General features: G+C 41.9%; 25 protein-coding genes. 12 read left to right on the forward strand and 13 right to left on the reverse strand.

The genetic code is table 11. The features are described from left to right. Positions 1-3: 3 nt before the first annotated feature. A complete protein-coding gene (gene xseB / locus PR675_RS10335) occupies positions 4-255 on the reverse strand; it encodes an exodeoxyribonuclease VII small subunit (protein WP_004926992.1) in 252 nt (83 codons plus the stop codon). Positions 256-474: 219 nt separating this feature from the next. On the opposite strand from xseB, the gene thiI reads away from it, so the two are divergent. Beyond that, positions 475-1,926, forward strand: coding sequence for a tRNA uracil 4-sulfurtransferase ThiI (thiI, locus tag PR675_RS10340; RefSeq protein WP_004926994.1), 1,452 nt, complete (start codon positions 475-477; stop codon positions 1,924-1,926). Between the two features lie 59 nt (positions 1,927-1,985). On the opposite strand, the gene yajL is transcribed toward thiI, so the two are convergent. Both yajL and panE read right to left on the reverse strand, forming a co-directional pair. Further along, complete coding sequence (yajL, locus tag PR675_RS10345) at positions 1,986-2,579, reverse strand: protein deglycase YajL (RefSeq protein WP_004926996.1); 594 nt, start codon at positions 2,577-2,579, stop codon at positions 1,986-1,988. Beyond that, the gene (gene panE / locus PR675_RS10350; protein ID WP_004926998.1) at positions 2,542-3,453 is read right to left on the reverse strand and encodes a 2-dehydropantoate 2-reductase; all 912 of its coding nucleotides are present in this window, start codon (positions 3,451-3,453) and stop codon (positions 2,542-2,544) included. The genes yajL and panE overlap by 38 nt, the downstream gene beginning before the upstream one ends. Positions 3,454-3,694: 241 nt before the next feature. Here panE and PR675_RS10355 point away from each other — a divergent pair, with 241 nt between their 5' ends. Continuing rightward, on the forward strand, positions 3,695-4,186 hold the full coding sequence (locus PR675_RS10355; RefSeq protein ID WP_014656773.1) for a YajQ family cyclic di-GMP-binding protein: 492 nt from the start codon (positions 3,695-3,697) through the stop codon (positions 4,184-4,186). Between the two features lie 44 nt (positions 4,187-4,230). On the opposite strand, the gene PR675_RS10360 is transcribed toward PR675_RS10355, so the two are convergent. The 9 genes from PR675_RS10360 to PR675_RS10400 form a co-directional block, all read right to left on the reverse strand. Beyond that, positions 4,231-5,598 carry an MFS transporter gene (locus PR675_RS10360; protein ID WP_004927003.1) on the reverse strand — a complete coding sequence of 456 codons (1,368 nt, stop codon included), beginning with the start codon at positions 5,596-5,598 and terminating at the stop codon, positions 4,231-4,233. A gap of 151 nt (positions 5,599-5,749) precedes the next feature. Beyond that, complete coding sequence (cyoE, locus tag PR675_RS10365) at positions 5,750-6,637, reverse strand: heme o synthase (RefSeq protein WP_004927005.1); 888 nt, start codon at positions 6,635-6,637, stop codon at positions 5,750-5,752. Positions 6,638-6,649: 12 nt separating this feature from the next. Beyond that, positions 6,650-6,982, reverse strand: a complete 333-nt coding sequence (locus PR675_RS10370; RefSeq protein ID WP_004927007.1) for a cytochrome o ubiquinol oxidase subunit IV — start codon at positions 6,980-6,982, stop codon at positions 6,650-6,652. After that, entirely contained in the window at positions 6,983-7,597 is a 615-nt protein-coding gene (locus PR675_RS10375; RefSeq protein ID WP_004927009.1) for a cytochrome o ubiquinol oxidase subunit III, read from the reverse strand. Next, positions 7,587-9,578: a cytochrome o ubiquinol oxidase subunit I gene (gene cyoB, locus PR675_RS10380; RefSeq protein WP_004927011.1), complete on the reverse strand. Its 1,992-nt coding sequence runs from the start codon at positions 9,576-9,578 to the stop codon at positions 7,587-7,589. Before cyoB ends, PR675_RS10375 begins: the two co-directional genes overlap by 11 nt. A 4-nt stretch (positions 9,579-9,582) precedes the next feature. After that, the gene (gene cyoA, locus PR675_RS10385) at positions 9,583-10,530 is read right to left on the reverse strand and encodes a cytochrome o ubiquinol oxidase subunit II (RefSeq protein WP_004927013.1); all 948 of its coding nucleotides are present in this window, start codon (positions 10,528-10,530) and stop codon (positions 9,583-9,585) included. A gap of 441 nt (positions 10,531-10,971) precedes the next feature. Beyond that, the gene (locus tag PR675_RS10390) at positions 10,972-11,754 is read right to left on the reverse strand and encodes a nucleoside-specific channel-forming Tsx family protein (RefSeq protein ID WP_004927017.1); all 783 of its coding nucleotides are present in this window, start codon (positions 11,752-11,754) and stop codon (positions 10,972-10,974) included. Between the two features lie 254 nt (positions 11,755-12,008). Then, a complete protein-coding gene (gene ampG, locus PR675_RS10395; RefSeq protein WP_004927019.1) occupies positions 12,009-13,520 on the reverse strand; it encodes a muropeptide MFS transporter AmpG in 1,512 nt (503 codons plus the stop codon). Between the two features lie 126 nt (positions 13,521-13,646). Beyond that, positions 13,647-14,225 carry a YajG family lipoprotein gene (locus PR675_RS10400; RefSeq protein ID WP_014656771.1) on the reverse strand — a complete coding sequence of 193 codons (579 nt, stop codon included), beginning with the start codon at positions 14,223-14,225 and terminating at the stop codon, positions 13,647-13,649. A gap of 245 nt (positions 14,226-14,470) precedes the next feature. On the opposite strand from PR675_RS10400, the gene bolA reads away from it, so the two are divergent. The 9 genes from bolA to PR675_RS10445 all read left to right on the forward strand — a co-directional run bounded on the left by bolA (position 14,471) and on the right by PR675_RS10445 (position 25,370). After that, complete coding sequence (bolA, locus tag PR675_RS10405) at positions 14,471-14,809, forward strand: transcriptional regulator BolA (protein WP_060560967.1); 339 nt, start codon at positions 14,471-14,473, stop codon at positions 14,807-14,809. A 357-nt stretch (positions 14,810-15,166) separates the two neighbouring features. Continuing rightward, on the forward strand, positions 15,167-16,471 hold the full coding sequence (gene tig / locus PR675_RS10410) for a trigger factor (RefSeq protein WP_272582740.1): 1,305 nt from the start codon (positions 15,167-15,169) through the stop codon (positions 16,469-16,471). Positions 16,472-17,034: 563 nt separating this feature from the next. Continuing rightward, on the forward strand, positions 17,035-17,655 hold the full coding sequence (clpP, locus tag PR675_RS10415; RefSeq protein ID WP_004927029.1) for an ATP-dependent Clp endopeptidase proteolytic subunit ClpP: 621 nt from the start codon (positions 17,035-17,037) through the stop codon (positions 17,653-17,655). A 111-nt stretch (positions 17,656-17,766) separates the two neighbouring features. After that, positions 17,767-19,044 (forward strand): ATP-dependent protease ATP-binding subunit ClpX, encoded by a 1,278-nt coding sequence (gene clpX, locus PR675_RS10420; protein ID WP_004927031.1) that lies wholly within the window; start codon positions 17,767-17,769, stop codon positions 19,042-19,044. Positions 19,045-19,254: 210 nt separating this feature from the next. Further along, complete coding sequence (gene lon / locus PR675_RS10425; RefSeq protein WP_004927032.1) at positions 19,255-21,699, forward strand: endopeptidase La; 2,445 nt, start codon at positions 19,255-19,257, stop codon at positions 21,697-21,699. 212 nt (positions 21,700-21,911) lie between these two features. Continuing rightward, positions 21,912-22,187 carry a nucleoid-associated protein HU-beta gene (gene hupB, locus PR675_RS10430; protein WP_014656769.1) on the forward strand — a complete coding sequence of 92 codons (276 nt, stop codon included), beginning with the start codon at positions 21,912-21,914 and terminating at the stop codon, positions 22,185-22,187. Positions 22,188-22,359: 172 nt separating this feature from the next. After that, positions 22,360-24,216, forward strand: a complete 1,857-nt coding sequence (gene ppiD, locus PR675_RS10435; RefSeq protein ID WP_272582741.1) for a peptidylprolyl isomerase — start codon at positions 22,360-22,362, stop codon at positions 24,214-24,216. 145 nt (positions 24,217-24,361) lie between these two features. Beyond that, the gene (locus tag PR675_RS10440) at positions 24,362-24,730 is read left to right on the forward strand and encodes a ComEA family DNA-binding protein (protein ID WP_060560969.1); all 369 of its coding nucleotides are present in this window, start codon (positions 24,362-24,364) and stop codon (positions 24,728-24,730) included. Between the two features lie 208 nt (positions 24,731-24,938). Next, entirely contained in the window at positions 24,939-25,370 is a 432-nt protein-coding gene (locus tag PR675_RS10445) for an acyl-CoA thioesterase (RefSeq protein ID WP_004927043.1), read from the forward strand. Positions 25,371-25,422: 52 nt separating this feature from the next. Here PR675_RS10445 and queC read toward each other — a convergent pair whose 3' ends face one another. Beyond that, the gene (gene queC, locus PR675_RS10450) at positions 25,423-26,121 is read right to left on the reverse strand and encodes a 7-cyano-7-deazaguanine synthase QueC (protein WP_014656767.1); all 699 of its coding nucleotides are present in this window, start codon (positions 26,119-26,121) and stop codon (positions 25,423-25,425) included. A gap of 200 nt (positions 26,122-26,321) precedes the next feature. On the opposite strand from queC, the gene PR675_RS10455 reads away from it, so the two are divergent. After that, a complete protein-coding gene (locus tag PR675_RS10455) occupies positions 26,322-26,783 on the forward strand; it encodes an Lrp/AsnC family transcriptional regulator (RefSeq protein WP_060560970.1) in 462 nt (153 codons plus the stop codon). Positions 26,784-26,795 lie beyond the last annotated feature (12 nt).

Here is a 26,795-nt window from a genome sequence, read left to right on the forward strand (position 1 = left end):
AATTTATTCGGTATCTGGTGAAAAATCATCAAGAGCTTTATTTTCATCATCGCTAAGCAGGATTTGCACGCGTTGCTCAGCCTGTTGCAGGACTTTTTGCCCTTGTTTAGCGATTTGGATGCCTCGTTCAAACTCATTGAGCGCATCTTCAAGTGGTAGTGAGCCAGACTCAAGGCGAGAAACAATTTCCTCAAGTTCTTTGAGTGAGTTTTCGAAGCTAACTACAGGTACTTGCTGAGATTTTTCTTTAGCCATCTTTCTTTAACCACAAATATTTAATCATTCAATCAAAGGATTGTATTAATTGAGCAGACTAACTTAGTCTCGCGCTGGATACAATTTATTATTGGTGTTTTTAGATTCAACACACAAGATAGTGCTATAATACGCCTCTTTATTGACAATTGGTAACCTGTACGTGTGTCACTTTTAAAATACGTTCACTTGCCCCTATAACATTAACATGCTGCTATTATGAAGTTTATCATTAAGTTATTCCCAGAAATTACGATTAAAAGCCAGACCGTTAGGCTACGTTTTATTAAGATCCTTACCAGCAATATCCGTAATGTCCTGAAGCCGTTGGGCGAAGAAATCGCGGTTGTCCGTCATTGGGATAACATTGAAGTGCGTGTTAAAGGGGAAACGAAACACGACGAAATTTGTGACATGCTGACGCGCATTCCCGGTATTCACCATGTGTTAGAAGTTGAAGAAAAGCCGTTCACCAGTTTGCACCATATTTATGAGATGGTGCATGACTCTTATGCGCCTTCGCTAGAAAATAAAACTTTCTGTGTGCGCGTCAAGCGAAGAGGGAAGCATGAGTTTACTTCTATTGAGGCGGAGCGCTATATCGGTGGTGGCTTAAATCAACATATTCCTTCTGCGAAAGTGAAGCTGACAGCCCCCGATGTTACGGTGCATTTAGAGATAGAAGACGAAAACTTGATCCTCGTAAAAGCACGCTATGAAGGTATTGGTGGTTTCCCTATTGGGACGCAAGAAGATGTATTATCACTGATCTCTGGGGGCTTTGACTCTGGGGTATCAAGTTATATGTTGATGCGCCGTGGTTGCCGTGTTCATTACTGCTTCTTTAATCTAGGTGGAGCGGCTCATGAAATTGGTGTTAAACAAATTGCCCACTATCTCTGGAACCGCTTTGGTAGTTCCCATAAAGTCCGTTTTATTGCGGTTAATTTTGAGCCTGTTGTGGCAGAAATCTTAGAAAAAGTAGATGACGGACAAATGGGCGTTGTCTTGAAACGCATGATGGTCCGTGCCGCTTCAAAGGTTGCTGAACGCTATGGCGTTCAAGCGATAGTGACAGGGGAAGCATTAGGGCAGGTATCAAGTCAAACATTGACCAATTTGCGTTTGATTGATAATGCGTCTGACACTTTGGTGTTGCGTCCTCTTATCTCTCATGACAAAGAGCATATCATCAAAATTGCCCGTCAAATTGGCACAGAAGATTTTGCGAAAACCATGCCTGAATATTGTGGTGTGATTTCGAAAAGCCCTACTGTTAAAGCAGTGAAAGCGAAAATTGAAGCGGAAGAAGCCAATTTTGACTTTAGTATCTTAGATCAAGTCGTTGAGCAGTCACAAAATATTGATATTCGCCAGATAGCCCAAGAAAGCCGTGAACAAGTCATGGAAGTGGAAATGGTGAGTGAGCTTGCGCCTGAGCATGAAGTGATTTTAGATATTCGCTCTACGGACGAACACGAAGAGAAGCCATTATCCATTGAAGGGATTGAGGTTAAGCATATCCCGTTTTACCGCTTGGGTACTCAATTTGGCGATTTACCAAAAGATAAAACCTACTTGTTATATTGCGAGCGCGGGGTGATGAGCCGTTTACAAGCTCTTTATTTGCAAGAGCAGGGGTTTAATAATGTAAAAGTCTATCGCCCGTAACCGAGTCATGCCATAACTAAGATAAAGGCCGAACGGTATCATCGTATCGGCCTTTACTATTACTGCTCTAAATAATCATTAATCCCATTAGGTAAAATTAATTGAGATGCAACCTTGCCGGCGATATCGCGGCCAACCAGCAACTCAATCAATTTCAAGGCGAAATCAAAGGTTGTTGCTGGCCCTTGGCTCGTTAATAAGTTGACACGCTCATCAAAATAGACTCGCTTATCAACCCATTTATTTGCCGCAATTTGATTTTTCATCGTGGGATAACCTGTCATATTCCCGATTGGAAATAACTGGTGGTATTCCAATACCAAAGCAGGAGCGGCACAAATCGCGGCTACAATTTTACCATCAAGGTGCATTCTCCTCGCTTTTTCCACGACTAATGGGCTGTCGCGGAAGGTTTCGGCTCCTTTTACTCCACCGGGAAGAACAATCGCATCAAAAGGTTCATCAGCCACCTTGATAATTGGGGTATCAGCGACAATTCTGACGCCTCTAGAGGCGGTTATTTCAATAGAGCCATCGTCAGTCACACTAGCTAATGTAACCTTGATCCCTGCTCTTACTAATAAATCAGCAGTGGTTACGGTTTCGATTTCTTCACTACCATTGGCGATGCATATCAGTACGGAAGCCGTCATTTTTTTCTTCTCGCTGTTTAATAAAATGGTACAAACGATCATTCTCTGGTGTACTTAGGCCATGTGCTCTTGCTTGTTTAATGAGATAGCCTGTAATGTAGTCGATTTCGGTTCGTCGCTTATTACGAATGTCTTGTAACATTGAGGAGTAGTTACTCGCCGTACTGTGAATAATGCCATAAATATAGTCAACAAGCTGGGCTTTATCAGTATGCAGTCCTTCAATAGCCATCACTTGGCATATTTCATCAATTAGCAAATTAATTTGCTGTGAATGATTGAGTAAATCACCATTTTTACAATTATGAAGAATAGTGAGAGGATTTATCACACAGTTGACGGCAAGTTTCTTCCAACACGTCGTCAGGATCTGGTTATGCCATGCGACATCTGGAAGGGCCTCATGCAAAATATCGGCAATGGGGTAGTAATTTTCAGCCAGTGAGTTAACGGCTCCGATATGGGTTATACCATTAGCGACATGAAAAACTTGGTTATTTTCTTGCCAAGCTGCGTGGGTGGTGATGCCGGATAAAAAAGGATGGCGTAAAGTGCCTAATTCATCAAGGGTCCCCATGCCGTTATGAAGTAACAGGATCGGGCAGGCGTCTGGTATATTATGCAGTAAAGGCAGTAGCGCATCGGAGACTTGCCATGCCTTCAAACACACAATAACCAATTCACTGTTTTGTAAATGATTGAGGTTGTTGCAAGGGATCCATTCACGAAAAATACGGCCATCGGGTTCGTTGACATCAACAAATAAGTCAGATTGGGCTATGCGTAGCCAGCCTTGTATATCGTGCCCTTGCTGACTTAACGCGGCGAGCCATAATTTACCAATAGCACCACAACCGATAAGCGTTATTTTCATATTCCCCCTCTGGGTATTAGTCAGGTTCAAGCCAATAGTTATTTAATGGTCAGTTTTAACCCTTTCAAATTGCAGCTAGGTGTTAAAATCGTCATCTGATGGGTAAACACATAGCCAATGGTGCTGCGCTTGAAGCTCGACGAGTATAGATGCTTGTAAATTCATATATCAAGTATAGTGCTTTTGCTCTTAATAGAAAGAAGCTATCATGCATCACATTGATTATCAGGAGGTCATAACCATGCCATCATTTGATATTGTATCTGAAGTAGAAATGAATGAAGTGCGTAATGCGGTTGAAAATTCCGAGCGCGAATTAACCACCCGTTGGGACTTTAAAAATGTGGCGGCAAGCTTCGAACTCAATGAGAAGAGTGAATCTATCAAAGTAACGAGTGAGTCGGACTTTCAAGTTCATCAGTTGTTAGACATTTTACGTGAAAAAATGGCAAAGCGTGGCATTGATGGCGCTGTCTTGAATATTCCCGATGATGTTGTGCACAGTGGCAAAACTTACAGTGTTGAAGTGACGTTAAAGCAGGGGATTGATGCGGCAACGGCTAAAAAAATTGTTAAGTTAATTAAAGATAGCAAACTGAAAGTTCAAGCTCAGATCCAAGGTGAGCAAGTGCGAGTGACAGGCAAATCACGTGATGATTTACAATCAGTGATGGCACTTGTCCGTTCTGGCAACTTAGGCCAGCCATTCCAGTTTACTAACTTCCGTGACTAATAGGCACAACAGCCCGCTGCTGGTATTGCCGCGGGCTATTTGTATTAATCTTCACCTTTAATTATTGCTTCTAGTTGTTCTCGCGTTGTCAGTTTCCTATCCACTTTCACATAAACGCCCATTTCATCGGGAATAATGACGGCTTCTAATACACCCGGCAGCGTGGAAAGTTGAGCTTGTAACTTGTCGATATTTTTAAATCGATGAGGTAAAACAAGACGAATACTGCTGACATAAGGAGGCTGCCGCATGGTCAGACTCACGATAAACCAAATGGCTGTTAAGGCTAGCCCGCCAATAAATACGGCTGCCGCTCCATCCATATCATAGAGCCACCCACCGAGTATGCCGCCTATCGCCACACCTAAAAACTGGCTGGTGGAATAAACCCCCATTGCGGTTCCTTTATAGCCAGCGGGAGCTTCTTTACTGATCAATGAAGGGAGAATGGCTTCCATAATATTAAAGGCGACAAAAAATAGCTGTAATCCTAAAAAGATCACCCACAGATGGTTTCCCGATAACCATAAAGTGACCTCAGCTAACGCCAAGATAAAAATACATAGTAAAAACACCTGTTTCATTTTTCGGTGTTTTTCAGCATAGATAATAAAGGGAAGCACTGATACAAAGGCGATCAGCATGGTAATCAGATAAGCCTTCCAGTGATCTTTTGCCAAGTATCCCGCATGAGTCATGATTAAGGGGAAGGCAACGAAGCTCGACATAAGCAAAGTATGTAGGCTTAAAATGCCAAAGTTGAGTTTTAGCAACTGGGGGTTCGTTATGACTGTACGCAAATTCTCTTTTACGAAAGCGGATTCGCGGTTAGTCATATGCTGATGGCTATTAGGCACCACAAACAGGGTGACCACAATAGCACCGCCCGCTAGTAGGGTGATCCCCCAAAATAACCCACTTAATCCAACCCAGTGGGTGACGATTGGTCCTAGGACTAATGCGATAGCAAAAGTGATGCCAAAGCTAATCCCTAAAAAAGCCATGGCCTTGGTACGATTCTGTTCGCGGGTAAGGTCAGAAAGTAATGCCATAACGGCAGCAGAAATCGCTCCAGCACCTTGTAAGGCACGACCAATAATGATCCCCCATATGGAGTCACTAAGTGCGGCGAGTACGCTACCAATGATAAATATCATCAACCCAACTACGATTAAAGGTTTACGGCCAATTTTATCTGACATCAAGCCGAAAGGGATTTGGAAGATGGCTTGGCTTAGGCCATAAATACCAATCGCGACCCCGACCAAAAGCTCTGATGAATCTTTAAGGTGAATACCATAACTGGTTAATATGGGTAATACCATAAACATCCCTAGCATTCTTAGGGAAAAAACAGAGCCTAGCCCCCATGTCGCACGTAATTCGGAGCGGGTCATCTTGTTATCATTCATGGTAAAGCCTCGGGTATAGACGAAAAAGGTTATTCTATTGGGGAACCTAGAGGTAGGTAAATGAATATTTAATCATTATTAATAATCAATAATGATGTTATAAATGAAAACGGCAGGACTGGCCTGCCGTTGGGAGTTATTGTGTCAGAAATTATCTAACTAAAGCTATAACAGTATCGGTTGAAACTGTTGGGTCAACTGACATCATGACACTCAATGAAGTGATCGCCACAATGGAGAAGATAAACAGTTTACGAGCCCAAACACGGTCATCATTTTCGGTTTTAAACCCAGAAATTGCCATGCCAAGCCACCAAAGACTGACCGCAGCACCCACAACCAGATATTTATAACCAGCGTATCCGCTGATAGCTAACATGAGTGTGGCAACCATGAATGCCAAGATGTATAAGAAGATATGTGTCTTAGCGACAGAGATCCCTTTAATTACAGGCAAAACAGGAATATTAGCTGCTTTATAGTCTTTAAAACGGAAAATCGCGATGGCATACGAATGAGGCATTTGCCACAAGCTGAAAATCAATAACAGGATCAATGCACCTGTATCGAACTCATTTGTGACAGCGCAATAACCGATAACCGGTGGAGCTGCGCCAGATAAACTACCAATTAGCGTGCCATAGACTGATTTACGTTTCATATATAGGCTATAAATACCTACATAAACTACGAAACCAATTACCGCAAGGAGCATTGCCAGAGCATTTGCTGCTACAAGAAGTAGCAGCATGCCAGCAATACCTAATGCAGCGGCGTAAATCAGGCTAATTTTCGGGTCAATCAGCCCTTTAACTAAAGGGCGATTCTTCGTTCTTTCCATGATACGGTCGATATCACGGTCGATATAGTTGTTAAAAACACAACCAGAAGCGACGACCAGTGATACACCCAGCAAAGTCGCAATAAACAGCGGGTAATCAATCGAGCCTTTTGAGGCGAGAAGAAAACCGCCGATCACAGAAATTAGATTTCCGAAAATAATTCCTGGCTTGGTCACTTGCAGGTATTGCTTAAACATATCGGCAACTCTTTAGTCGAGCATCATATTGATGTTCAGGTTGTACATAATCCACAGAGAGCCAATGACAACGATACCGATGATTAGCATAGTGAACAGGAATGCAATCAGGTTCCAACGCTCATCTGATGATGTGTTCATGTGCAAGAAGCATACTAGATGAACGAGGATCTGTACAACAGCCATACCCACAACTGTCCAAAGGATAGTGGCTTGTGATGCTGTACCTTCCATCACCATCCAGAAAGGAATCACTGTCAATATGACTGACAGAACAAAACCAATCACGTAAGTCTTCATGCTACCGTGGCTTGCTCCAGTATGAGCATCTTTTGCGTGACTCATTTAAATTGCCCCCAGAAGATAAACAACGGTAAATACACAGATCCAAACAACATCTAAGAAGTGCCAGAATAGGCTCAGGCAGTTCAGACGCGTTTGGTTCACCTCAGTTAGGCCACGGCGTGAAACTTGGATAATCATGATGATGATCCAAACTAGACCACAAGTCACGTGGATACCGTGAGTTGCAACCAGCGTAAAGAAGCCAGACAAGAAGCCACTGCGGTCAGGACCATAGCCTTCTGCAATTAGCTCATGGAACTCATAAACTTCCATGATAACGAAGCCAAGGCCTAACAGGAAAGTGACAAACAGCCATAAGTTAACGGATGCAATTTTACCTTTATGCATGGCTAACATTGCAAAGCCGTAGGTGATACTACTGAATAACAGTAGGAAGGTTTCACCTAAAACGAATGACAGGCTGAAAATGTCTTTACCTTCAGGGCCGCCAGCAGTGCCGTCAGCCAAGACAACATAAGTTGCGAATAAACAGGCGAACAGAATCAGGTCACTCATTATGTAGAGCCAGAAACCAAATACCTTAGTTCCGCCTGCATCATGGTGCCCATGCTCTGCATGGGCCAAGTTTTGATTAGTCATTGTATTAGTTGACATCGTTCACACCTGCCTTACGTAAGTCTTCAAAGTGCTTATTCTCGATTTGCTCGATTTCGGCTACAGGTACGTAATAATCAACATCTTCGTCGAAGCTTTTTGCAATCCAAGTAACAATCATGCCAGCGAAACCAACGATTGCGAGCCACCAGATGTGCCAGATCATCGCGAAACCTAAAACCAAGCTGAATGCAGCGATGATCACGCCAGCGCCTGTATTTTTCGGCATATGAATTTCTTCATATTTAGCAGGACGCTTATGAGCGGTACCTTTTTCTTTCATATCCCACCAAGCATCGCGAGTTTGGATGTTTGGCTCGATGGCAAAGTTATAGAATGGCGGTGGAGAAGATGTTGCCCACTCCAGTGTACGGCCACCCCATGGGTCACCAGTTAGGTCACGGTTTGCATGACGGTCACGGATACTCACGATGATTTGGATAACTTGACACAGGATACCCAGCGCAATCAGTCCAGCACCACATGCAGCAACAACGAGCATCGTGTGATAAGCCGGATCAATATTTTGGCTTAAACGACGAGTCATTCCCATAAAGCCAAGGATATATAGCGGCATAAATGCTAAGAAGAAACCAGTGATCCAGAACCAGAAGGCACGGACACCCCATTTTTCATTTAGCGTAAAGCCGTAAGCTTTCGGGAACCAGTAAGTCATACCCGCGAAACAACCGAATACCACACCACCAATGATAACGTTATGGAAGTGAGCAATCAGGAATAAACTGTTGTGCAGAACGAAGTTTGCACCAGGTACTGCAAGTAGAACACCTGTCATACCACCGACAGAGAAGGTGATAATGAAGCCGACAGTCCACAGCATCGGTGATTTAAACTCAATACGACCTTGATACATGGTGAACAGCCAGTTGAAGATCTTAACCCCTGTTGGGATTGCGATAATCATCGTGGCGATACCAAAGAAGGCGTTGACGTTTGCTCCCGAGCCCATCGTAAAGAAGTGGTGCAACCAAACGATGAAGGACATAACGGTAATAACGATAGTTGCCCACACTAACGAGGTGTAGCCAAACAGACGTTTTTTGGAGAACGTTGCCGCAATTTCTGAGAAAACACCGAATACAGGTAGTACAAGGATATACACCTCTGGGTGACCCCATGCCCAAATCAGGTTGATGTACATCATCATGTTACCGCCCATATCATTAGTAAAGAAATGGGTACCTAGGTAACGGTCTAATGTCAGAAGCGTCAGTGTAACAGTCAGGATTGGGAACGCTGCTACGATAAGTACGTTCGTACAGAGTGCTGCCCAGCTAAATACTGGCATTTTCATCATCGACATACCCGGTGCACGCATGCGGATAATTGTCGCGATAAAGTTAACCCCTGTTAATAGTGTACCAATACCGGATATCTGGAGACTCCAGAGCCAATAATCGACCCCGACACCCGGGTTGTACTCCAAGCCCGAAAGCGGCGGATAAGCTAACCAACCTGTTTGTGCGAATTCACCCACCCCTAACGAGATGTTAATCAGCACAACACCGACGACGAAGAACCAGAAGCTCAGTGAGTTCAGGAATGGGAAAGCAACGTCACGCGCACCAATTTGCAGAGGAACAACAAGGTTCATCAGACCGACAACAAATGGAGTCGCCATGAAGAAAATCATGATAACGCCGTGTGCGGTAAAAATTTGGTCATAGTGGTGAGGGTTTAAGAAACCTTCTTGACCAGCAGAAGCGAGTACTTGTTGACCACGCATCATGATAGCATCCGCGAAACCACGGAATAGCATGACCATTGCGACAATGATGTACATGACACCAATTTTTTTGTGGTCAACGGATGTCAACCACTCTTTCCACAACCACTTCCATTTACCGAAGTAGGTGATCGCACCAAGAAGCGCAATACCGCCGATAATGATACAAATCAGTGTCACGACGACAATTGGCTCATGGAGCGGAATAGCATCTAGTGTTAATTTTCCGAACATGCCCTTATTCCTCAGCGCCTGTATGAGCGTTATGGCTCATATGCATAGATTGACCTGCAGTTTCATCTTTCTTGTCTGCAGGAGCGTGACCTTTATGGTGCTCATGACCAAACTTGAGAATGATGTCTTCATACAGATTTGGTTTCACGCTAGAGAAGTAGGTTACAGGAACGTTCATGCTAGGTTTGGCGACTTCATCAAACGCTTGCATGGTATCCATAGTCTTAGGTGACGCTTTCACCTTTTGTACCCACTCATCAAAACCTTGGCGATCAGGTGTTGCGATAGCATTAAACTTCATATCAGAGAAGCCATGACCACTGTAGCTTGCAGAGAAGCCTTTATAAGTACCAGGTTCATTAGCAATTAAGTGAAGCTTAGTTTGCATACCTGCCATCGCGTAGATTTGACCACCTAACGATGGAATGAAGAACGAGTTCATCACCGAATCAGACGTAATTTTGAAGTTGATTGGCACACCAGTAGGGAATGCGATTTCGTTAACTGTTGCAATGCCTTGCTCTGGATAGATGAAGATCCATTTCCAGTCAGCCGAAATAACTTCAATAGTGACAGGTTCCTGATCACTGACTAATGGCTTATAAGGGTCAAGCTCATGAGTCGTCTTCCAAGTAATAGTACCTAGAATGATGATAATGATGATAGGAACGGTCCAGCAGACTAACTCAATTTTATTTGAGTGAGCCCAGTTAGGACGGTAAGTTGCTGATTTATTGGATTCACGATATTTCATTGCAAAGATAAATGCCATGAAAATAACAGGAATCACAACAACGAGCATTAAGCCGATTGCAATAAGAATCAGCTCTTTTTGTTTGACGCCAACGGCGCCTTTAGGGTCCATCAACACCATGTCGCAACCACCTAATAATAAGGCGGCTACAACTAGCGAGATTGCCCCAATGCTTTTTTTGTAGTTCATAAGTCTCATCCACGACCCCAAATGACAAAGATTCTAATTGTCGTTTCATCAGTGGGGGCATTCTACGGTAAGGTTATGTGAGTGTAAACAATTGTAAGGTAAAGAAGCAGGATTGTTAGCTCTTTATGTTAATATGATCACATGTAAAGAGCTTATGATTAAAAAGTTAAAAGTCATGCAGATTATAGGTATATTTTGCTAAAACGAAGGTAATACTAAAATATCTTTGTCATTTTTCAAAGAAAAATATGTACAAAAGTGAGCAAAAAATGAAGAAACTGCTATGATTGTTAAATAAAATGATAGGTGAAATTACGATTTTTAATGCCGATAAGGCGGCTAGCACCACCTTACCGGCCAAAATAGCTAAGAAAAATTGTTACTTTCTTGAAAAGAAAAGAGAGTTTTTAAATTTTTCTATAAGTATTCATGTTGACTTAAGTGAGCTATTTAGAACGTATATTTTAATGTATAAATAATCGCATCTTGATAGAAATCTTCACCTAACTTGTTATCAGCGTAGCGATATTGAACACCTGCTGCTAAATTTGGTGTTGCATTCCACCAAAATGCTAATGCACCATTGACACCATCACGACCACCGTTACCGCTGCCATAACGTTTATGGCGTGCAAACTCCATTTCGTGCCAGTTAGTGATCATGAAATTCTCTTCAAACATTTTGAATCCATAACCAGCAACCCAGCCGACGACATAGCCGTTATTACCTGAATAAAACGATTGATCGACATAGTGCATTGCAATAAATGGTTTGAACCACAGGTCACCAAATGCAGTGTTGTATCCTAAGCCATACAATGTATTGACTTCATGGAAATTACCACCATATTTAGCTCCTGGCAGTGACCAAGTACCATAGACGTGTCCATATACGTTAAAGCCACTGTCACCTAAATAGAAACGTCCCGTGGTTTTGATTGTATAACGTTGGTTACGACCTGGTTCAGTACGGCGTTTATGGAATGGGTTTTCCACATCAAAGAAGCCGTATAATTCCCCCCAATTGAAGTTAGCACCACCTTCTAACTCAATGTAGGCAAAGTCTTTTTTACGAGAAGTGTATTCTGACTTAGTTTCGGTGCGGTGAGACCAGTCTAGATAGTTGACATTGATATCCGCGAAACCATTCTGATAGCCAAGAAAGCCGTCGTCTGCATTCGCTGTTCCAGCTAAAGATACGAGTGCCGCGGCGCAGAGAAGTTGTTTTTTCATAATATATTATTTTCGTTTGAGTATTAACGATATTTATTATTCAGCCGTGAGGCTGATTAGCCCTTAACGTGTGAGATATTAGGCTTTTCATTTGTAATTAAAAAATATATTTCATTGAATAAGTGATATACATCACGATATGACGCGAGAGATATCAATATTTGCTAGTCAGATCTAATTTAAAAGGTCAAGAAAAACCCGAAACAGATTTATCTTATTTCGGGATAATTACTCTAGTTATTAATTTTTTTTGATTAATTAATAGCTTTTTTAACTACTTTCTTGACTGCAAAGAAATCAAGGCATCCACCAATAATCAAACTTAATGCCCCAATCCCAACGCCGGTATTGAAGATGCTATTTTGATATTCGGGCAAGGAAAGCCAAAGTGATAGATGAGTTGTAAACAGATAGATTTTGACAGATGAGAATGAGCTGATTAAGAGCGTTATTAGCCAAATAGCAAGGATGCTAATAGCTAGCAAGAATAAGTAAACCGCGATTTTGTAGGCTTTTGCATATTGTTCACGGCGCTGGAATAGCCCAGTTGTTTGGGTATAGATAAGCGATGTGCGGCAGGCAAGTAGCAGCAAGATCCCCGGTAGAGCAACGATAATCGAGAGTAAATAAAAGATTGGCCAATCATAAGCACTCACAAGAATACTGGCAACAGGGCCGATATATACGCGTCCTACTGCGGAAAGTGCAGATAGCAAAGCAAATTGTGTGGCAGAAAGAGACTTATTACATAAGGTCATCAATAAGGCAACAAAGGCGGCGGTACCCATTCCTGAGAAAAGGTTCTCAAGGAAAATAATTGTTCCCATAGTCATGATGTTAGGTGGCGTGACTGCAAGGAACCAATAGCCGATATTAGATACGCCTTGTAATATTCCGAAAATAAAGAGCGCGTTAAATAAGCTCATTTTTTTCATCAAATAACCGCCAAATAACGCCCCAATAATGGTCGCCAGCATACCTACTGTTTTATTGACAGTGCCGACTTCACTTAAGCTAAACCCTAGCCCATGCAGTAGAAAATTGGTGTTAAGTGCCATAACAAAAGCATCGCCCATTTTATAAAACACCAGTAACAGCAGGATCAACCAAGCATTGTTACGGCTGAAAAATTCAGCTAATGGTTCATAGATAGCTTTTTTTAGTGAAGTTGGTGGTGCGCCATTATCTTCAGGCTCTTTGGCAAGCAGCGTCGCTACAACACCGATTAGCATTAACCCCGCCATGAGTAGATAGAGCTGTTTCCATGTGAGAAACGTATCTGCCATCCATAATGCTAATCCACCTGAAACTAACATACTGATGCGATACCCCATCACCGACACGGCGGCACCAAAACCTCTTTCCTCTGCACTGAGCAAATCGGTTTTATAGGCATCGAAGACAATATCTTGTGAGGCGGAGCAAAAGGCAACCATGACGGCAAGTGCTGCTAACCACCATAGGTGTTCGGATGGATTCATAAAACCCATCGCCCCTATGCTAATAATAAGTAGGATCTGTGTGGTGAGTAACCAACCTCGACGCCGACCAAAAAAAGGAGGCGTATATCTGTCCATCATGGGAGACCACAGAAACTTTAAAACATAAGCTTGACCAACAAGCGAAAAGAAACCGATTGTTTTGATATCGATGTTTTCAACTGTTAACCAAGCTTGTAATGTACCTGCGGTAAGGGCTAACGGAAGGCCGGAAACAAAACCTAATAGGATTAAAATGACTGAGTTAGGTAAAAAGGCACGGGACATAATCTTCCTATGATTGGTTATTTGTAAAATAGAGGACTTCCGTTATTGGTTGCTTATTGTAGTAATAGCACCACACTTTTAAGAGCCTATAGAAATAGGCTCTTACCGTATAATAATGAAGGGCGATTACCGAGCGTTTTGTCTAATAAACTGCGTCAATTCTTGGTCATTTGCCATATCATTAATTAAATCTGTTAACGCGATATTGATCGCTTTTTCTATTTTATCGTTACTTGCACCAAGTAATTCTTGGTTGTTGTAATTACGCGTAAAAGTACGTGATTTCGTCGAGCCGTTAGGCGCTGTCGCATTAACGGTCACACTGGTGTTTACCGTGATATTGTGACGTAGACTACCTTCAGTGACTTGGGCGTTTAATTGATTTAATTGTACGACTAAGTTAACACTCGCGGGTGACGACACCATAAAACCACGTGCTGCCATTTGTTTCTCAACCGCTTCTTGCATTAAATAGCGAGGATCACGCGAAGGTGACAAGACCACTAAACTCCCATTACGGTTGAGTTCCGTAAGTGATTTTGATGGTCGGTTATCAACGCTACTCACACTAATTGCGGTTGCATTGAGTGTCGGGTTGCGCGCAGGTAGCGTGATTTTGGGTTCGAGCGATAAAGTGTTATTGCTTGTTGCACAACCTGCTAGAAGAAATAGTGCAAAAAGTGGAAAACAAAGTTTTCTTAACATAATTTTTTCCAGTTAATCTTTCCTAATTGAGTCTGTTCCGTTATGGTGCAATCTAACGAACCCTGTTATGTTTTATAGGGTATAGTGCCATTGTGACGGATTTTCTAAAGGGTTAGACAACCATTTTAGAAAAAATTCGCCAAAGCGGGTATTTATCATATCATTGTAGAGTGATTGTCCTCTACCGTGACAAAAAAAGATAACAAAAAAAACGTAAATGTAGGTTGAAGAAAGGAGTTATTTTTATGGGGATAAATGCACCGCAGAATATGCAGTCACGTATTCAGCAAAAGTTGCATGCAGCCTTTGAACCTGCTCATCTTGAAGTGATCAATGAAAGCTATCAACACAATGTGCCTGCTGGTTCAGAAAGCCACTTTAAGGTGGTTTTAGTCAGTGAAAAATTTGAAAATAAACGTATGGTTGGCCGTCATCGCGAAATTTATGCTATTTTGGCGGACGAATTAGCAGGAAGTATCCACGCATTAGCGCTCCATACGTATACCCCGACAGAATGGGGGGAATTGGCGGATACGGCATTAAATTCACCTGCATGTCGTGGTGGTGGTAAAACAAACGGCTGATTGACTCATTCTCTGTTTTACTGTCATTGTGATGAAATGATTCACATCATTTTACGATGTTGACATTAATTTCGATGAGCATTTTTTCTCCAATTTGCGTGGAGAAGACATTTTTTAGTCGGAAAAGTCACAAATAAAGCGGATTGATCGCTTCTTTTATCAGCTTTTCTCGACTCGGAGCATCTGCATCGGTATAATGTCGCGTCTAATTTTCAGTAAGGTTTCGGGACGCTTCTGATATCAGGGATGACCGTTGTGTAAGCAACGCCCCCGGTTCTGGAAGGGAGAAGGTCGTTATGATTTAATGACCAAACTCTGGAGTAGACCGATCACTAAGATTTTTTTTGAGGTAAGAAGATGCAAGTTTCTGTTGAAACGACTCAAGGCCTTGGGCGTCGTGTAACAATCACCGTTCCTGCTGCCGATATTGAAAAAGCAGTAAACAGCGAGCTGGTTAATGTCGCGAAGAAAGTACGTGTTGATGGTTTCCGTAAAGGGAAAGTACCAATGAACATCGTTAAACAGCGTTACGGCGCGTCTGTTATGCAAGACGTTCTGGGCGATGTGATGCAACGTAACTTCATCAACGCGATCATCGAACAAAAAATCAATCCAGCAGGTGCGCCTAGCTACAAACCTGAAATGCTGGAAGATGGTAAAGATTTTGTTTACTCAGTTGAATTCGAAGTTTATCCAGAAATCGAGCTGAAAGGTCTGGAAACTATCGAAGTTGAAAAACCAGTTGTTTCTGTAAAAGATGAAGATCTGGAAAACATGCTGGAAACGCTGCGTAAGCAACAAGCTCAGTGGAAAGAAGTTTCTGAAGCGGCAACTGCGGATTCACGTATCACTATTAACTTCACTGGCTCAATCGATGGTGAAGAGTTCGAAGGCGGCAAAGCAGAAGATTTCGCACTGGTTATGGGCGAAGGTCGTATGATCCCTGGCTTTGAAGATGGCATCGTTGGTCACAAAGCAGGCGAAGAGTTTGATATCGAAGTTAACTTCCCAGAAGATTACCACGCTGAAAACCTGAAAGGTAAAGCAGCTAAGTTTGCTATCGTTCTGAAGAAAGTTGAGCAACGTGAACTGCCAGAATTCACTGAAGAGTTCATCAAGCGTTTCGGTATCGTTGATGGTACTTTAGAAGGTCTGCGTGCTGAAGTTCATAAAAATATGGAACGTGAACTGAAAAATGCAGTTCGTAACCGTATTAAAGCGCAAGTTTTAGATGGTCTAGTTAACGCAAACGAAATCGAAGTTCCTGCTGCTGTGGTTGATGGCGAAATTGACGTTCTGCGTCGTCAAGCTGCTCAACGCTTTGGTGGTAACGAGAAGCAAGCGATGGAACTGCCACGTGAACTGTTCGAAGAACAAGCAAAACGTCGCGTTGTTATCGGTCTGCTGTTAGGTGAAGTGATCAGCGCTAATGAGCTGAAAGCTGATGAAGATCGTGTTAAAGCATTGATCGAAGAAATGGCGTCAGCTTATGAAGATCCAGCAGAAGTTATCGAATACTACAGCAAAAATAATGAGCTGATGAATAGTGTTCGTAACTTAGCATTAGAAGAACAAGCGGTTGAGAAAGTTCTTGAAGTTGCGAAAGTGACTGAAAAAGAAACTAACTTCACAGAACTGATGAACCAAGTTCAAGCGGGTTAATTTCGCTTTTTCAGTTGTGCAAATAATAAACCCGTGGCATTGCGCTGCGGGTTTTTTGCCAATTAGAGTTATCACATTTCAAGTTAGGGTGAGGGTGCCTAGATAGAGGCTGAGCTTGGGGGTTATTAGCCATTTGTGCTGCCTAAGATGGCTTACTTGTCGCTTTATTACCACTCGAATTATTTAAGGTAGGCGCACCAATCGTCTTGAAAATCACATTTTCGCCCTAATTTTATTATAAGCGCTGCGGTATATTCACATAAGATAGGCTGTTTGGTTCTCGGTTATCTGAAAGAACAAATCCGTGAATCCTTACAGACTTGTGTTAAACTATTTTATAGTGGGTCTTGTTTTCTACGGCGTCATTCGCTGTGTTCATGCTCATCTCTATTAACAGCTTTTTAGTTAACTTAAAAGAAATAACGAGATGAGATAATAGTGGAAATAGGCAAGATAGAGAATTTTTAAAGACAAACTGTTTGTTTGCTGCTTAGAATGCTTAAAAGTCGAACAAACAGCAAATTTAGGCGCAAGCACCAGATAGTTTTTAATAGGAGATTTCGATGTCATATTTTGGCGGTCAGGAAAATCTAGCATCCCAAATGGCTCTAGTGCCAATGGTCATTGAGCAGACCTCTCGGGGTGAACGTTCATACGATATTTATTCACGTCTGTTAAAAGAACGTATTATCTTCCTGACAGGTCAGGTGGAAGATCATATGGCGAACTTAATTGTCGCACAGATGCTATTTCTGGAAGCGGAAAACCCAGAAAAAGATATCCAACTTTACATCAACTCCCCTGGTGGTGTGATCACCGCAGGTATGTCTATCTATGACACAATGCAATTTATTAAGCCGGATGTCAGCACAATCTGTATGGGGCAAGCTTGCTCTATGGGCTCTTTCTTGCTGGCTGCGGGGACTAAAGGCAAACGCTTCTGCTTGCCGAACTCTCGTGTGATGATCCACCAACCATTGGGCGGTTATCAAGGGCAAGCGACAGACATTCAAATTCACGCTCAGGAAATTCTGAAAGTGAAAACTCGAATGAATGAATTAATGGCATTGCACACAGGTAAATCAGTTGAAGAGATTAATCGTGATACTGAACGCGATCGTTTCTTGTCTGCAGATGAAGCCAAAGAGTATGGTTTGGTCGACCATATTTATACTAGCCGTTAATTAGCTAGGATTTATCCATACTTAATTAATATTAAAGAAATTTATTATCCTGTTTTAGGTTGTTTATCCAGCAAATAAACAGGGTAGTTTGACGATAAGTGAGGTCAACTGATGACAGAAAAACGCAAAGAGGGGTCAGGTAAGCTGTTGTACTGCTCTTTCTGCGGAAAAAGTCAGCATGAAGTCCGCAAGCTGATTGCCGGTCCGTCAGTCTATATTTGTGATGAATGTGTCGATTTATGCCTCGATATCATCCGTGAAGAGATCAAAGAGTTAGCTCCTCATCGTGAGCGTAGTGCACTGCCTACTCCCCATGAAATTAGAGAGCATCTTGATGATTACGTCATAGGTCAAGAACAAGCGAAGAAAGTACTTTCTGTTGCTGTTTATAACCATTACAAGCGTTTACGTAATGGAGATACCACTGCTGAAGGGGTAGAGCTTGGTAAAAGTAATATTTTGCTGATCGGCCCAACAGGTAGCGGTAAAACACTGTTGGCTGAGACGTTGGCTCGTTACTTGGATGTGCCATTTACGATGGCTGATGCAACCACATTAACCGAAGCGGGTTATGTGGGGGAAGATGTCGAAAATATCATCCAAAAATTACTGCAAAAATGCGACTACGATGTAGAAAAAGCTCAACGCGGTATTGTTTACATTGATGAAATTGACAAAATTTCGCGTAAATCAGATAACCCATCCATTACCCGTGATGTTTCAGGGGAAGGGGTACAGCAAGCGCTACTGAAACTCATTGAAGGAACAGTGGCGGCGGTTCCTCCACAAGGTGGTCGCAAGCATCCTCAACAAGAGTTTTTACAGGTTGATACCTCTAAAATCTTATTTATCTGTGGTGGTGCGTTTGCAGGGCTTGATAAAGTCATCGGTCAGCGTTTAAACACACGTTCAGGTATTGGTTTCGCTGCGGAAGTCAAAGGCGAATCTGACAAAATCAGTGAAGGTGAGTTGTTAACGCAAACAGAACCAGAAGATTTAATCAAATTTGGTCTGATCCCTGAGTTTATTGGTCGTTTGCCTGTTGTTGCGACATTAACTGAATTGAGTGAAGAAGCATTGATTCAGATTTTGCAGGAACCGAAGAACGCATTAACCAAGCAATATCAAGCGCTATTTAGCCTTGAAGGGACAGAGTTAGAGTTCCGTGAAGAAGCCTTAAAAGCGATTGCTAAAAAGGCAATGGCTCGTAAAACCGGGGCTCGTGGCTTACGCTCAATTGTTGAAGCCGCATTACTAAATACAATGTACGATCTGCCTTCTATGGAAGGTGTTGAAAAAGTCGTTGTTGATGAGAATGTGATTAATGAACAATCAGAGCCATTACTGATCTACAGCAAGCCTGATGCCCAAGCCTCTGGTGATAATTAGCGCCTAGGATTTAGCACCAAAAAGTTATCAGTGAAATGAGGGATCCTCCCCTCATTTCACTTTTTATCTTCAAGTACCCATTGAATGCTAAAATCTTATCCCCATATAGTTTATATTCTGAGTGTGGTTTCTTTGTTTTTAAAATAATTACTTTCTAAACAATAGTTGGAAACCCTTAAACTAGCGTAAGCTAAACGAAGAGAGAGCTTTATGAATCCTGAGCGTTCCGAACGCATAGAAATACCAGTATTGCCTCTGCGTGATGTAGTGGTGTACCCACATATGGTGATCCCACTGTTTGTTGGACGTGAAAAATCCATTCACAGTCTGGAAGCAGCGATGGATCATGACAAGCAAGTAATGCTGGTAGCCCAAAAAGAGGCCTCAACTGATGAGCCTGGGGTTAACGATTTATTTTCTGTTGGCACCGTTGCTTCAGTTATTCAAATGCTGAAATTGCCCGATGGCACAGTTAAAGTATTAGTTGAAGGTTTAAGAAGAGCACGCATAAGCAGTTTAACTGACAATGGTGAATATTTCTTAGCACAAGCTGAACTGTTACAGCCTGAATCAGTGAAACACGTTGCGGGAACTGATAACTTTTACAATGAAGCGGGTGCTAAAACGCAAGTTGCAGAGCTTCTTGATGAAAAAGAACAAGAGGTTCTTTATCGCACGATAGTCAGTCAGTTCGAAAGCTACATCAAACTGAACAAAAAAATTCCGCCTGAGGTGCTGACCTCGCTACACTCGATTGAACAAGATCAACTCGATAAACTAGCGGACACAATAGCTTCTCATATGCCATTGAAATTGGCAGATAAACAGCGCGTATTGGAGATGGCGAATGTCGCCGAGCGTGTTGAGTTCCTGATGGCCATGATGGAGTCAGAAACTGAGCTGCTGCAAGTTGAAAAACGCATCCGTAATCGTGTTAAAAAACAGATGGAAAAAAGCCAACGCGAATACTATTTGAATGAGCAAATGAAAGCGATTCAAAAAGAGCTTGGTGAAATGGATGACGCGCCAGATGAATACGAAGCGCTGAAACGTAAAATTGAAGAAGCGAAGATGCCAAAAGAGGCTCATGAAAAAGCGGAAGCTGAGTTGCAGAAGCTAAAAATGATGTCTCCGATGTCGGCTGAAGCCACCGTCGTACGTAGCTATATTGACTGGATGGTGCAGGTGCCATGGCATGCGCGCAGCAAAGTGAAAAAAGATCTTGTTAAGGCGCAAGAAGTCCTTGATAAAGACCATTATGGCTTAGAGCGCGTTAAAGAGCGTATTTTAGAGTATCTGGCAGTACAAAGTCGTGTTAGCAAAATTAAAGGGCCTATTTTATGTCTGGTAGGGCCTCCGGGGGTTGGTAAAACTTCTCTTGGGCAATCTATTGCGAAAGCGACAGGGCGGCAGTATACCCGTATGGCGTTAGGTGGTGTGCGTGACGAAGCGGAGATCCGTGGTCACCGTCGTACCTATATCGGTTCTATGCCGGGTAAATTGATCCAGAAAATGGCAAAAGTTGGGGTAAAAAACCCACTATTCCTGTTAGATGAGATCGATAAAATGTCTTCTGATATGCGTGGCGATCCAGCATCCGCATTGTTAGAGGTATTAGATCCTGAGCAAAACGTCGCCTTTAACGATCACTATTTGGAAGTGGATTACGATCTGTCAGATGTGATGTTTGTTGCTACGTCGAACTCAATGAACATCCCAGCGCCGTTACTTGACCGTATGGAAGTGATCCGTCTTTCCGGTTATACGGAAGATGAAAAGCTGAATATTGCTAAGCAACACTTATTGCCAAAACAAGTTCAGCGTAATGCCTTGAAAAAAGGTGAGCTAACCATCGATGACAGTGCATTAATCGGTATTATTCGTTATTACACGCGTGAAGCTGGTGTGCGTGGCCTCGAACGTGAAATTTCGAAATTGTGCCGTAAAGCGGTGAAAGCCTTATTGATGGATAAAAAGCTTAAACATATCGAAATTAACGCTGACAACCTAAAAGACTTTTTAGGTGTGCGCAAATTCGATTACGGGCAAGCAGATACTGAAAACCGAGTTGGTCAAGTGACAGGTCTTGCATGGACAGAAGTAGGTGGTGATTTATTAACCATTGAGACAGCTTGTGTTCCGGGCAAAGGCAAACTCACATATACCGGTTCACTCGGTGAAGTTATGCAGGAATCCATCCAAGCGGCATTAACCGTAGTACGTGCTCGAGCAGAAAAACTGGGTATCAATAGCGATTTCTATGAAAAACGCGATATCCATGTACACGTTCCGGAAGGTGCGACGCCAAAAGATGGCCCAAGTGCGGGTATTGCAATGTCAACCGCGTTGGTGTCTTGTTTAACGGGGAATCCTGTTAAAGCTGATGTAGCAATGACGGGTGAAATTACTTTAAGAGGTCTTGTTTTACCGATTGGTGGTCTGAAAGAGAAATTACTTGCGGCACACCGCGGTGGCATCAAGACAGTATTAATTCCATTTGAGAATAAACGTGACTTGGAAGAAATTCCAGAAAACGTTATTGCAGATTTGGAAATTCATCCGGTTAAAACAATTGAAGAGGTACTCTCTTTAGCACTAGCGAACCCACCATTTGGTGCGGAAATCGTAAAAAATAAGTCAAAAAGAGTGAGCTGAATCAAGAAGTTTACATAAAAATGAGACTGACAGCTAATTTAGGGGTTGTCAGTCTTTTTTTTCGTCGCTAATTTAACGATGATTCTGATAATTATTTGGATGTAATCTGTTCTCTTGCCATTGGCATTCAGGATTGATATAACGGCTGCATCATTAATTAGCTTAATAGCCTAATTAAGATCATAGTCAAAACTAATATGGGGATGATAAGAGTGAATAAGTCTCAACTGATTGATCAAATCGCTTCTGAAGCGAACATTTCTAAAGCTGCAGCTGGTCGCGTTGTTGATGCGTTTGTTGCATCTGTAACGACTTCACTAAGCAAAGGTGACGATGTTGCTTTAGTTGGCTTTGGTACATTCACTGTTCGTGAGCGTGCCGCTCGTACAGGACGTAACCCACAAACAGGTAAAGAGATTAAGATCGCTGCGGCGAAAGTACCTGCTTTCCGTCCGGGCAAAGGTTTAAAAGACGCGGTTAATAGCTAATTCAGTTTTCTTTTGGTTTTGTTTTATTTTTTCTAAAACACACACTGACTGAATAATATTAATCAGCTAATATAGAGGCGCATCATGGAAATGGTGCGCTTTTTTTTCAATCTGGGTTAAGATTAGCGTATTATTAGGAAATTGAATTTAACAAGCGGAGTTAAGCCTTTTTATGATGGACAATCTACGCACGAAAGCGAACAGTCCTTTTATCAAAGTGCTACTGGCTATTATTATCCTGTCATTCGTGCTGACAGGGGTTGCTGGTTACATGATTGGCGGTTCAAGTAATGATGCTGCTAAAGTTAATGGACAGTCAATTAGCAGGGAGCAATTCCAAACGGCTTTCTCGCAAGAGCGTCAGTCTTTACAAGATTCCTTGGGTGATAAGTTCTCTGAAATTGCTGGCAATGAAGAGAGCATGAAATTTTTGCGTAATCAGGTTTTAAATAACTTGATTAACAGTACGTTAATGGCTGAGTATGCTAATGAATTAAACTTATCTGCCAGTGATCAGCAGGTAAAGGATGCAATTTTTGAAATGCCAGTATTCCAAACTAATGGAAAATTTGATGGCGATAAGTATCGTCAGATATTGGCAGCAAATAACTACAGTGCTGATAACTTAGCGGAACAAGTCCGTGCTAATTTAATTCTTTCTCAGCTTTCTGATTCATTTATTAAAACCGATTTTGCGCTACCTTCAGAAGTGAAAACATATGCAGAGCTTGTTTTACAAGAGCGCGAAATTCGTGTAGCGACCCTTTCGTTAGCCGATGAACAAGCAAAGCAGACGGCGACTGAAGATGAAATTAAAGCTTACTATAATGCGAATCAGGATAGCTTTATTGCTCCTGAGAAAGTGCAAGTTAGCTATGTAGAAATAGACGCGGCAGCTTTATCTCCACAATCAGTCACTGATGAAGAGGTAAAAACGTATTATGAGCAAAACCTAAAAAACTACACTCAAGCTGAGCAAAAGCACTACAGCATGATCCAAGTGGCGTCAGAGAAAGAAGCTAACGCTATCATTGATGAGCTAAAAGCCGGTGCTGATTTTGTGGCGTTAGCGACTGAGAAATCAACCGATAAGCTTAGTGCGGGTAATAAAGGTATCATTGGTTGGATGGAAGAAGCCTCGACGCCCTCTGAAATCGTTAACGCTAACTTAACGGAAAAAGGGCAAATCTCTACACCTATTAAGTCAGATTCAAATTTTGTGATTTTCCGTTTGGATGATATCAAACCTGAAAGTATTAAGCCTTTCGACTCGGTGAAGGATGAGATTAAAAATAAACTGATTCAGGACAAAAATAGTAAGCAGTTTTATGACTTACAGCAGAAAGTCAGTGAAGCGGCCACAAATGATAATGAGTCACTTGCTTCAGTTGAAGAAGTATCAGGTTTAAAAGTGGTGGCAACGGATTGGTTTGATAAAAATAATCCGCCAGCAGCGCTTAATTACCCTAAAGTGATCAACGAAATATTCAGTGAACGTTTAGTGGATCAAAATGGTTCTACGGGGATTAACTCAGATGTTATCGACGTTCAAGGTGACCGTGCATTTGTTGTCCGTGTATCACAATATGCACCGGAGCAAACTCAACCATTAGAAGCTGTTAAATCTCAAGTTGAAACACTCGTTAAGCGCCAGAAAGCGAATGCAGCATTAAAAGCTGAAGGCGAGAAATTAGTTGCAGCCTTGAAAGAAGGTAAAGGCGATACTGCGAATATTCAGTTTTCTGCACCTGAAAAGGTTTCACGCTTGATGCCTCAAACGCCAGTTATTGGCGCGGCAATGGCAATGGCGAAACCTGCTGACGGCAAAGCAACTTATACAACAGTGCGTGATGAAAAAGATAATTTAGTCATTATTCAACTTGATAAAGTGATCCCAGGCAAAGCTTCAGATAAAGAGCTTGAGCAGTTAACCGCAAACTACCGTGGTATGATGGGAATGGCGGTAAATGAAGCTTTGATTCAGAACTTACGTAATAACGCCAAAATTGAAGTGATTAATTTAGACTAAATTGCGAAGCCGCTCGTAATTCTAAGTGCAACAAAAATAAGTTGAGGCCACCTTTGGGTGGCCTTTCTCATTTCTATCATCACAAAAAAGCTTTTGCATAATAAATTTGGCATTGTGGCATCTCAATTTAAACAGGAGAACATCAATGACATGGATGAAATTTATAAAGCAATCATTAGGCAGCGCTGCCGTTATTCTGACGATATTAATGTGCTCACAATCGGCGCTAGCAAAAAAAGCAGAAGCTGATAAGCCAGTGGCAGCGGTGGTTAGTAAAAAGACTAAGGAGGAAAAACCATCGGAGAATTTGAAAGAGACAAATCAAGTGAACATCAACCAAGCGAGTGCCGAAGAGTTAGCGAAAAAGCTTCATGGAATTGGCATACAAAAAGCGAAAGCTATTGTTGAGTATAGGGAGAAATATGGCGCATTTAATACTCTTGAAAATATTTTGGAAGTACGTGGAATAGGGCCTGCATTTTTAGAGAAAAACAGAGGCAAGCTAGCGCTATAGTGAGCTGTGTGCCCACCTTGTTGTGGGCACTTAATCTTATTTGTGGTGAATACCAATATTATAGTGTGATCTAAGACGATCCTATTATTGTAATACTTGCCTTGGTACATAAAAAACGCGATCAGCATCGAAGAAAATAGAACATTTCAGCAAATAGCATGATTGTTTGTTATATTTTTGTAACGAATAGCAACTGGTCGGAGTAGTTATGGCAACGCAAATTAAAGTACGTGGTTATCATATTGATGTTTTCCAACATGTGAACAACGCACGTTATCTGGAGTTTTATGAATCAGATAGATGGGCCTGTATGGATGAGCACAATTTTCTGGGCTGGGCACTAAAAAGCCAGCTTGCCATGGTGGCGGTTAATATCAATGTGAACTATTTTCATGGTGCCATACTTGGCGATGAGCTAACAGTGACGACGCGTATTGAAAAAATTGGTACTAAAAGTGCGTTGTGCTATCAGCAAATAACACGCGAAAGGCAAGGTAAGAGAGAAGTGGTATCAGATGCAAAGGTGACTTTTGTCTTTATTGATTTAGCGCTGAATAAATCCATTAAGATTGAAGGGGAACTGCGCGAAAAACTTGAGTTATTATCCAAAAGCAGTACTGAAGATTTTATTGCCGCTTAATCATTAACACCGGAAAGTTGCTAACTCTCCGGTGTGGTTAGCAAGCAAAGTACTAAGCGAGATTAGCGAGTTTTTTTAGAGAAGCTAACACCGACTCTTTATGGCTTAAATAATAGTCCAAGCCTTTACTGCGAAGGTGGCATGCAGCACACTCCCCACAACCGTCACCTTGTATACCATTATAACAAGTCAACGTTTGCTCACGTATGGTTTCTAAATGCCCATAATAGTCTGCAAGTGCCCATGTTTGTGCTTTATCGAGCCACATTAAAGGCGTTTCAAAGCGGATATCTTTTGCTAGCCCAAGGTTTACGGCATGGTTAAGTGCTTTAACAAATTCGTCTCGGCAATCAGGGTAGCCTGAAAAATCGGTTTCACATACGCCTGTGATAACCGCCTCTGCTTGGACTTGGTAAGCGTAGATGGCTGCAAGCGTTAAAAAGAGAATGTTTCTACCCGGAACAAAAGTGCTAGGTAGCCCATTAGCTGTACTTTCGTTATAGTCGGGTACAGGGATATTGTCGCGGGTCAAACTGCTTACGGCTAACTCATTGAGTAGGTTTACATCAAGGATTTTATGCGCGGCTGCACCCAGTGAATGGCTTAGCTTTTGAGCCACTTCAATTTCAAGCCGATGACGTTGTCCATAATCAAAGGTGACACAATGGACTTCATCATACATTTTTAAAGCTTGAATGAGACAAGTCGTCGAGTCTTGACCACCACTGAAGACAACAACAGCACGTTTCATAAACACTTCTCCTACTCAAAAATATAAATACTTAACTGATGGGTCATGGTAATGATGCTAGCGTGTGATGAACAGGGAAATTTTTGTCTTTTTGTGGTTATTGATGAATTATTTATGCTGTCGTAAATCTATTTAGGTAAAATCATTCTATTATATAAAGTCGACAGTGATATTTTTTTATAAATAAAAAGAGAATACCTATGTTAGATAAGATAGATAAAAAGTTGCTTCGCTTGTTGCAAAATGACAGTAGTCTATCTTTAAATGCACTTGCAGAGGCCGTTAACTTGACGTCGACTCCTTGTTGGAAAAGGTTGAAACGCTTGGAGGATGAAGGGTACATTCGCCACCGAGTGACCTTGCTTGATGGGGAAAAATTAGGTCTCGGTCTAACGGTTATTGTTATGATCAAAACGCAACACCATAACAGCGAGTGGTATGAACAATTTGTCTCTTTTGTTAGCCAACTCCCTGAAGTCCTTATGTTTTACCGTATGGCAGGAGAGTATGATTATCTGATGCAAGTCGAAGTCAAAGATATGAAATCCTACGATCTATTTTATAAGAAACTGGTTAATGGCGTTCATGGTCTGATTGATGTAACCTCTAGTTTTGCAATGGAAAAAATCAAGTATACGACAGTGCTACCTATTCCTGATTAGTGTTGTTAGTTC

Source organism: Providencia sp. PROV261, assembly GCF_028477945.1.
GTDB lineage: Bacteria > Pseudomonadota > Gammaproteobacteria > Enterobacterales > Enterobacteriaceae > Providencia > Providencia stuartii.

Coding starts and splice junctions, on each gene's coding strand:
- xseB (WP_004926992.1), bottom strand. CDS start 255: ATGGCTAAAGAAAAATCTCAGCAAGTACCTGTAGTTAGCTTCGAAAAC.
- thiI (WP_004926994.1), top strand. CDS start 475: ATGAAGTTTATCATTAAGTTATTCCCAGAAATTACGATTAAAAGCCAG.
- yajL (WP_004926996.1), bottom strand. CDS start 2,579: ATGACGGCTTCCGTACTGATATGCATCGCCAATGGTAGTGAAGAAATC.
- panE (WP_004926998.1), bottom strand. CDS start 3,453: ATGAAAATAACGCTTATCGGTTGTGGTGCTATTGGTAAATTATGGCTC.
- PR675_RS10355 (WP_014656773.1), top strand. CDS start 3,695: ATGCCATCATTTGATATTGTATCTGAAGTAGAAATGAATGAAGTGCGT.
- PR675_RS10360 (WP_004927003.1), bottom strand. CDS start 5,598: ATGAATGATAACAAGATGACCCGCTCCGAATTACGTGCGACATGGGGG.
- cyoE (WP_004927005.1), bottom strand. CDS start 6,637: ATGTTTAAGCAATACCTGCAAGTGACCAAGCCAGGAATTATTTTCGGA.
- PR675_RS10370 (WP_004927007.1), bottom strand. CDS start 6,982: ATGAGTCACGCAAAAGATGCTCATACTGGAGCAAGCCACGGTAGCATG.
- PR675_RS10375 (WP_004927009.1), bottom strand. CDS start 7,597: ATGTCAACTAATACAATGACTAATCAAAACTTGGCCCATGCAGAGCAT.
- cyoB (WP_004927011.1), bottom strand. CDS start 9,578: ATGTTCGGAAAATTAACACTAGATGCTATTCCGCTCCATGAGCCAATT.
- cyoA (WP_004927013.1), bottom strand. CDS start 10,530: ATGAGACTTATGAACTACAAAAAAAGCATTGGGGCAATCTCGCTAGTT.
- PR675_RS10390 (WP_004927017.1), bottom strand. CDS start 11,754: ATGAAAAAACAACTTCTCTGCGCCGCGGCACTCGTATCTTTAGCTGGA.
- ampG (WP_004927019.1), bottom strand. CDS start 13,520: ATGTCCCGTGCCTTTTTACCTAACTCAGTCATTTTAATCCTATTAGGT.
- PR675_RS10400 (WP_014656771.1), bottom strand. CDS start 14,225: ATGTTAAGAAAACTTTGTTTTCCACTTTTTGCACTATTTCTTCTAGCA.
- bolA (WP_060560967.1), top strand. CDS start 14,471: ATGGGGATAAATGCACCGCAGAATATGCAGTCACGTATTCAGCAAAAG.
- tig (WP_272582740.1), top strand. CDS start 15,167: ATGCAAGTTTCTGTTGAAACGACTCAAGGCCTTGGGCGTCGTGTAACA.
- clpP (WP_004927029.1), top strand. CDS start 17,035: ATGTCATATTTTGGCGGTCAGGAAAATCTAGCATCCCAAATGGCTCTA.
- clpX (WP_004927031.1), top strand. CDS start 17,767: ATGACAGAAAAACGCAAAGAGGGGTCAGGTAAGCTGTTGTACTGCTCT.
- lon (WP_004927032.1), top strand. CDS start 19,255: ATGAATCCTGAGCGTTCCGAACGCATAGAAATACCAGTATTGCCTCTG.
- ppiD (WP_272582741.1), top strand. CDS start 22,360: ATGATGGACAATCTACGCACGAAAGCGAACAGTCCTTTTATCAAAGTG.
- PR675_RS10440 (WP_060560969.1), top strand. CDS start 24,362: ATGACATGGATGAAATTTATAAAGCAATCATTAGGCAGCGCTGCCGTT.
- PR675_RS10445 (WP_004927043.1), top strand. CDS start 24,939: ATGGCAACGCAAATTAAAGTACGTGGTTATCATATTGATGTTTTCCAA.
- queC (WP_014656767.1), bottom strand. CDS start 26,121: ATGAAACGTGCTGTTGTTGTCTTCAGTGGTGGTCAAGACTCGACGACT.
- PR675_RS10455 (WP_060560970.1), top strand. CDS start 26,322: ATGTTAGATAAGATAGATAAAAAGTTGCTTCGCTTGTTGCAAAATGAC.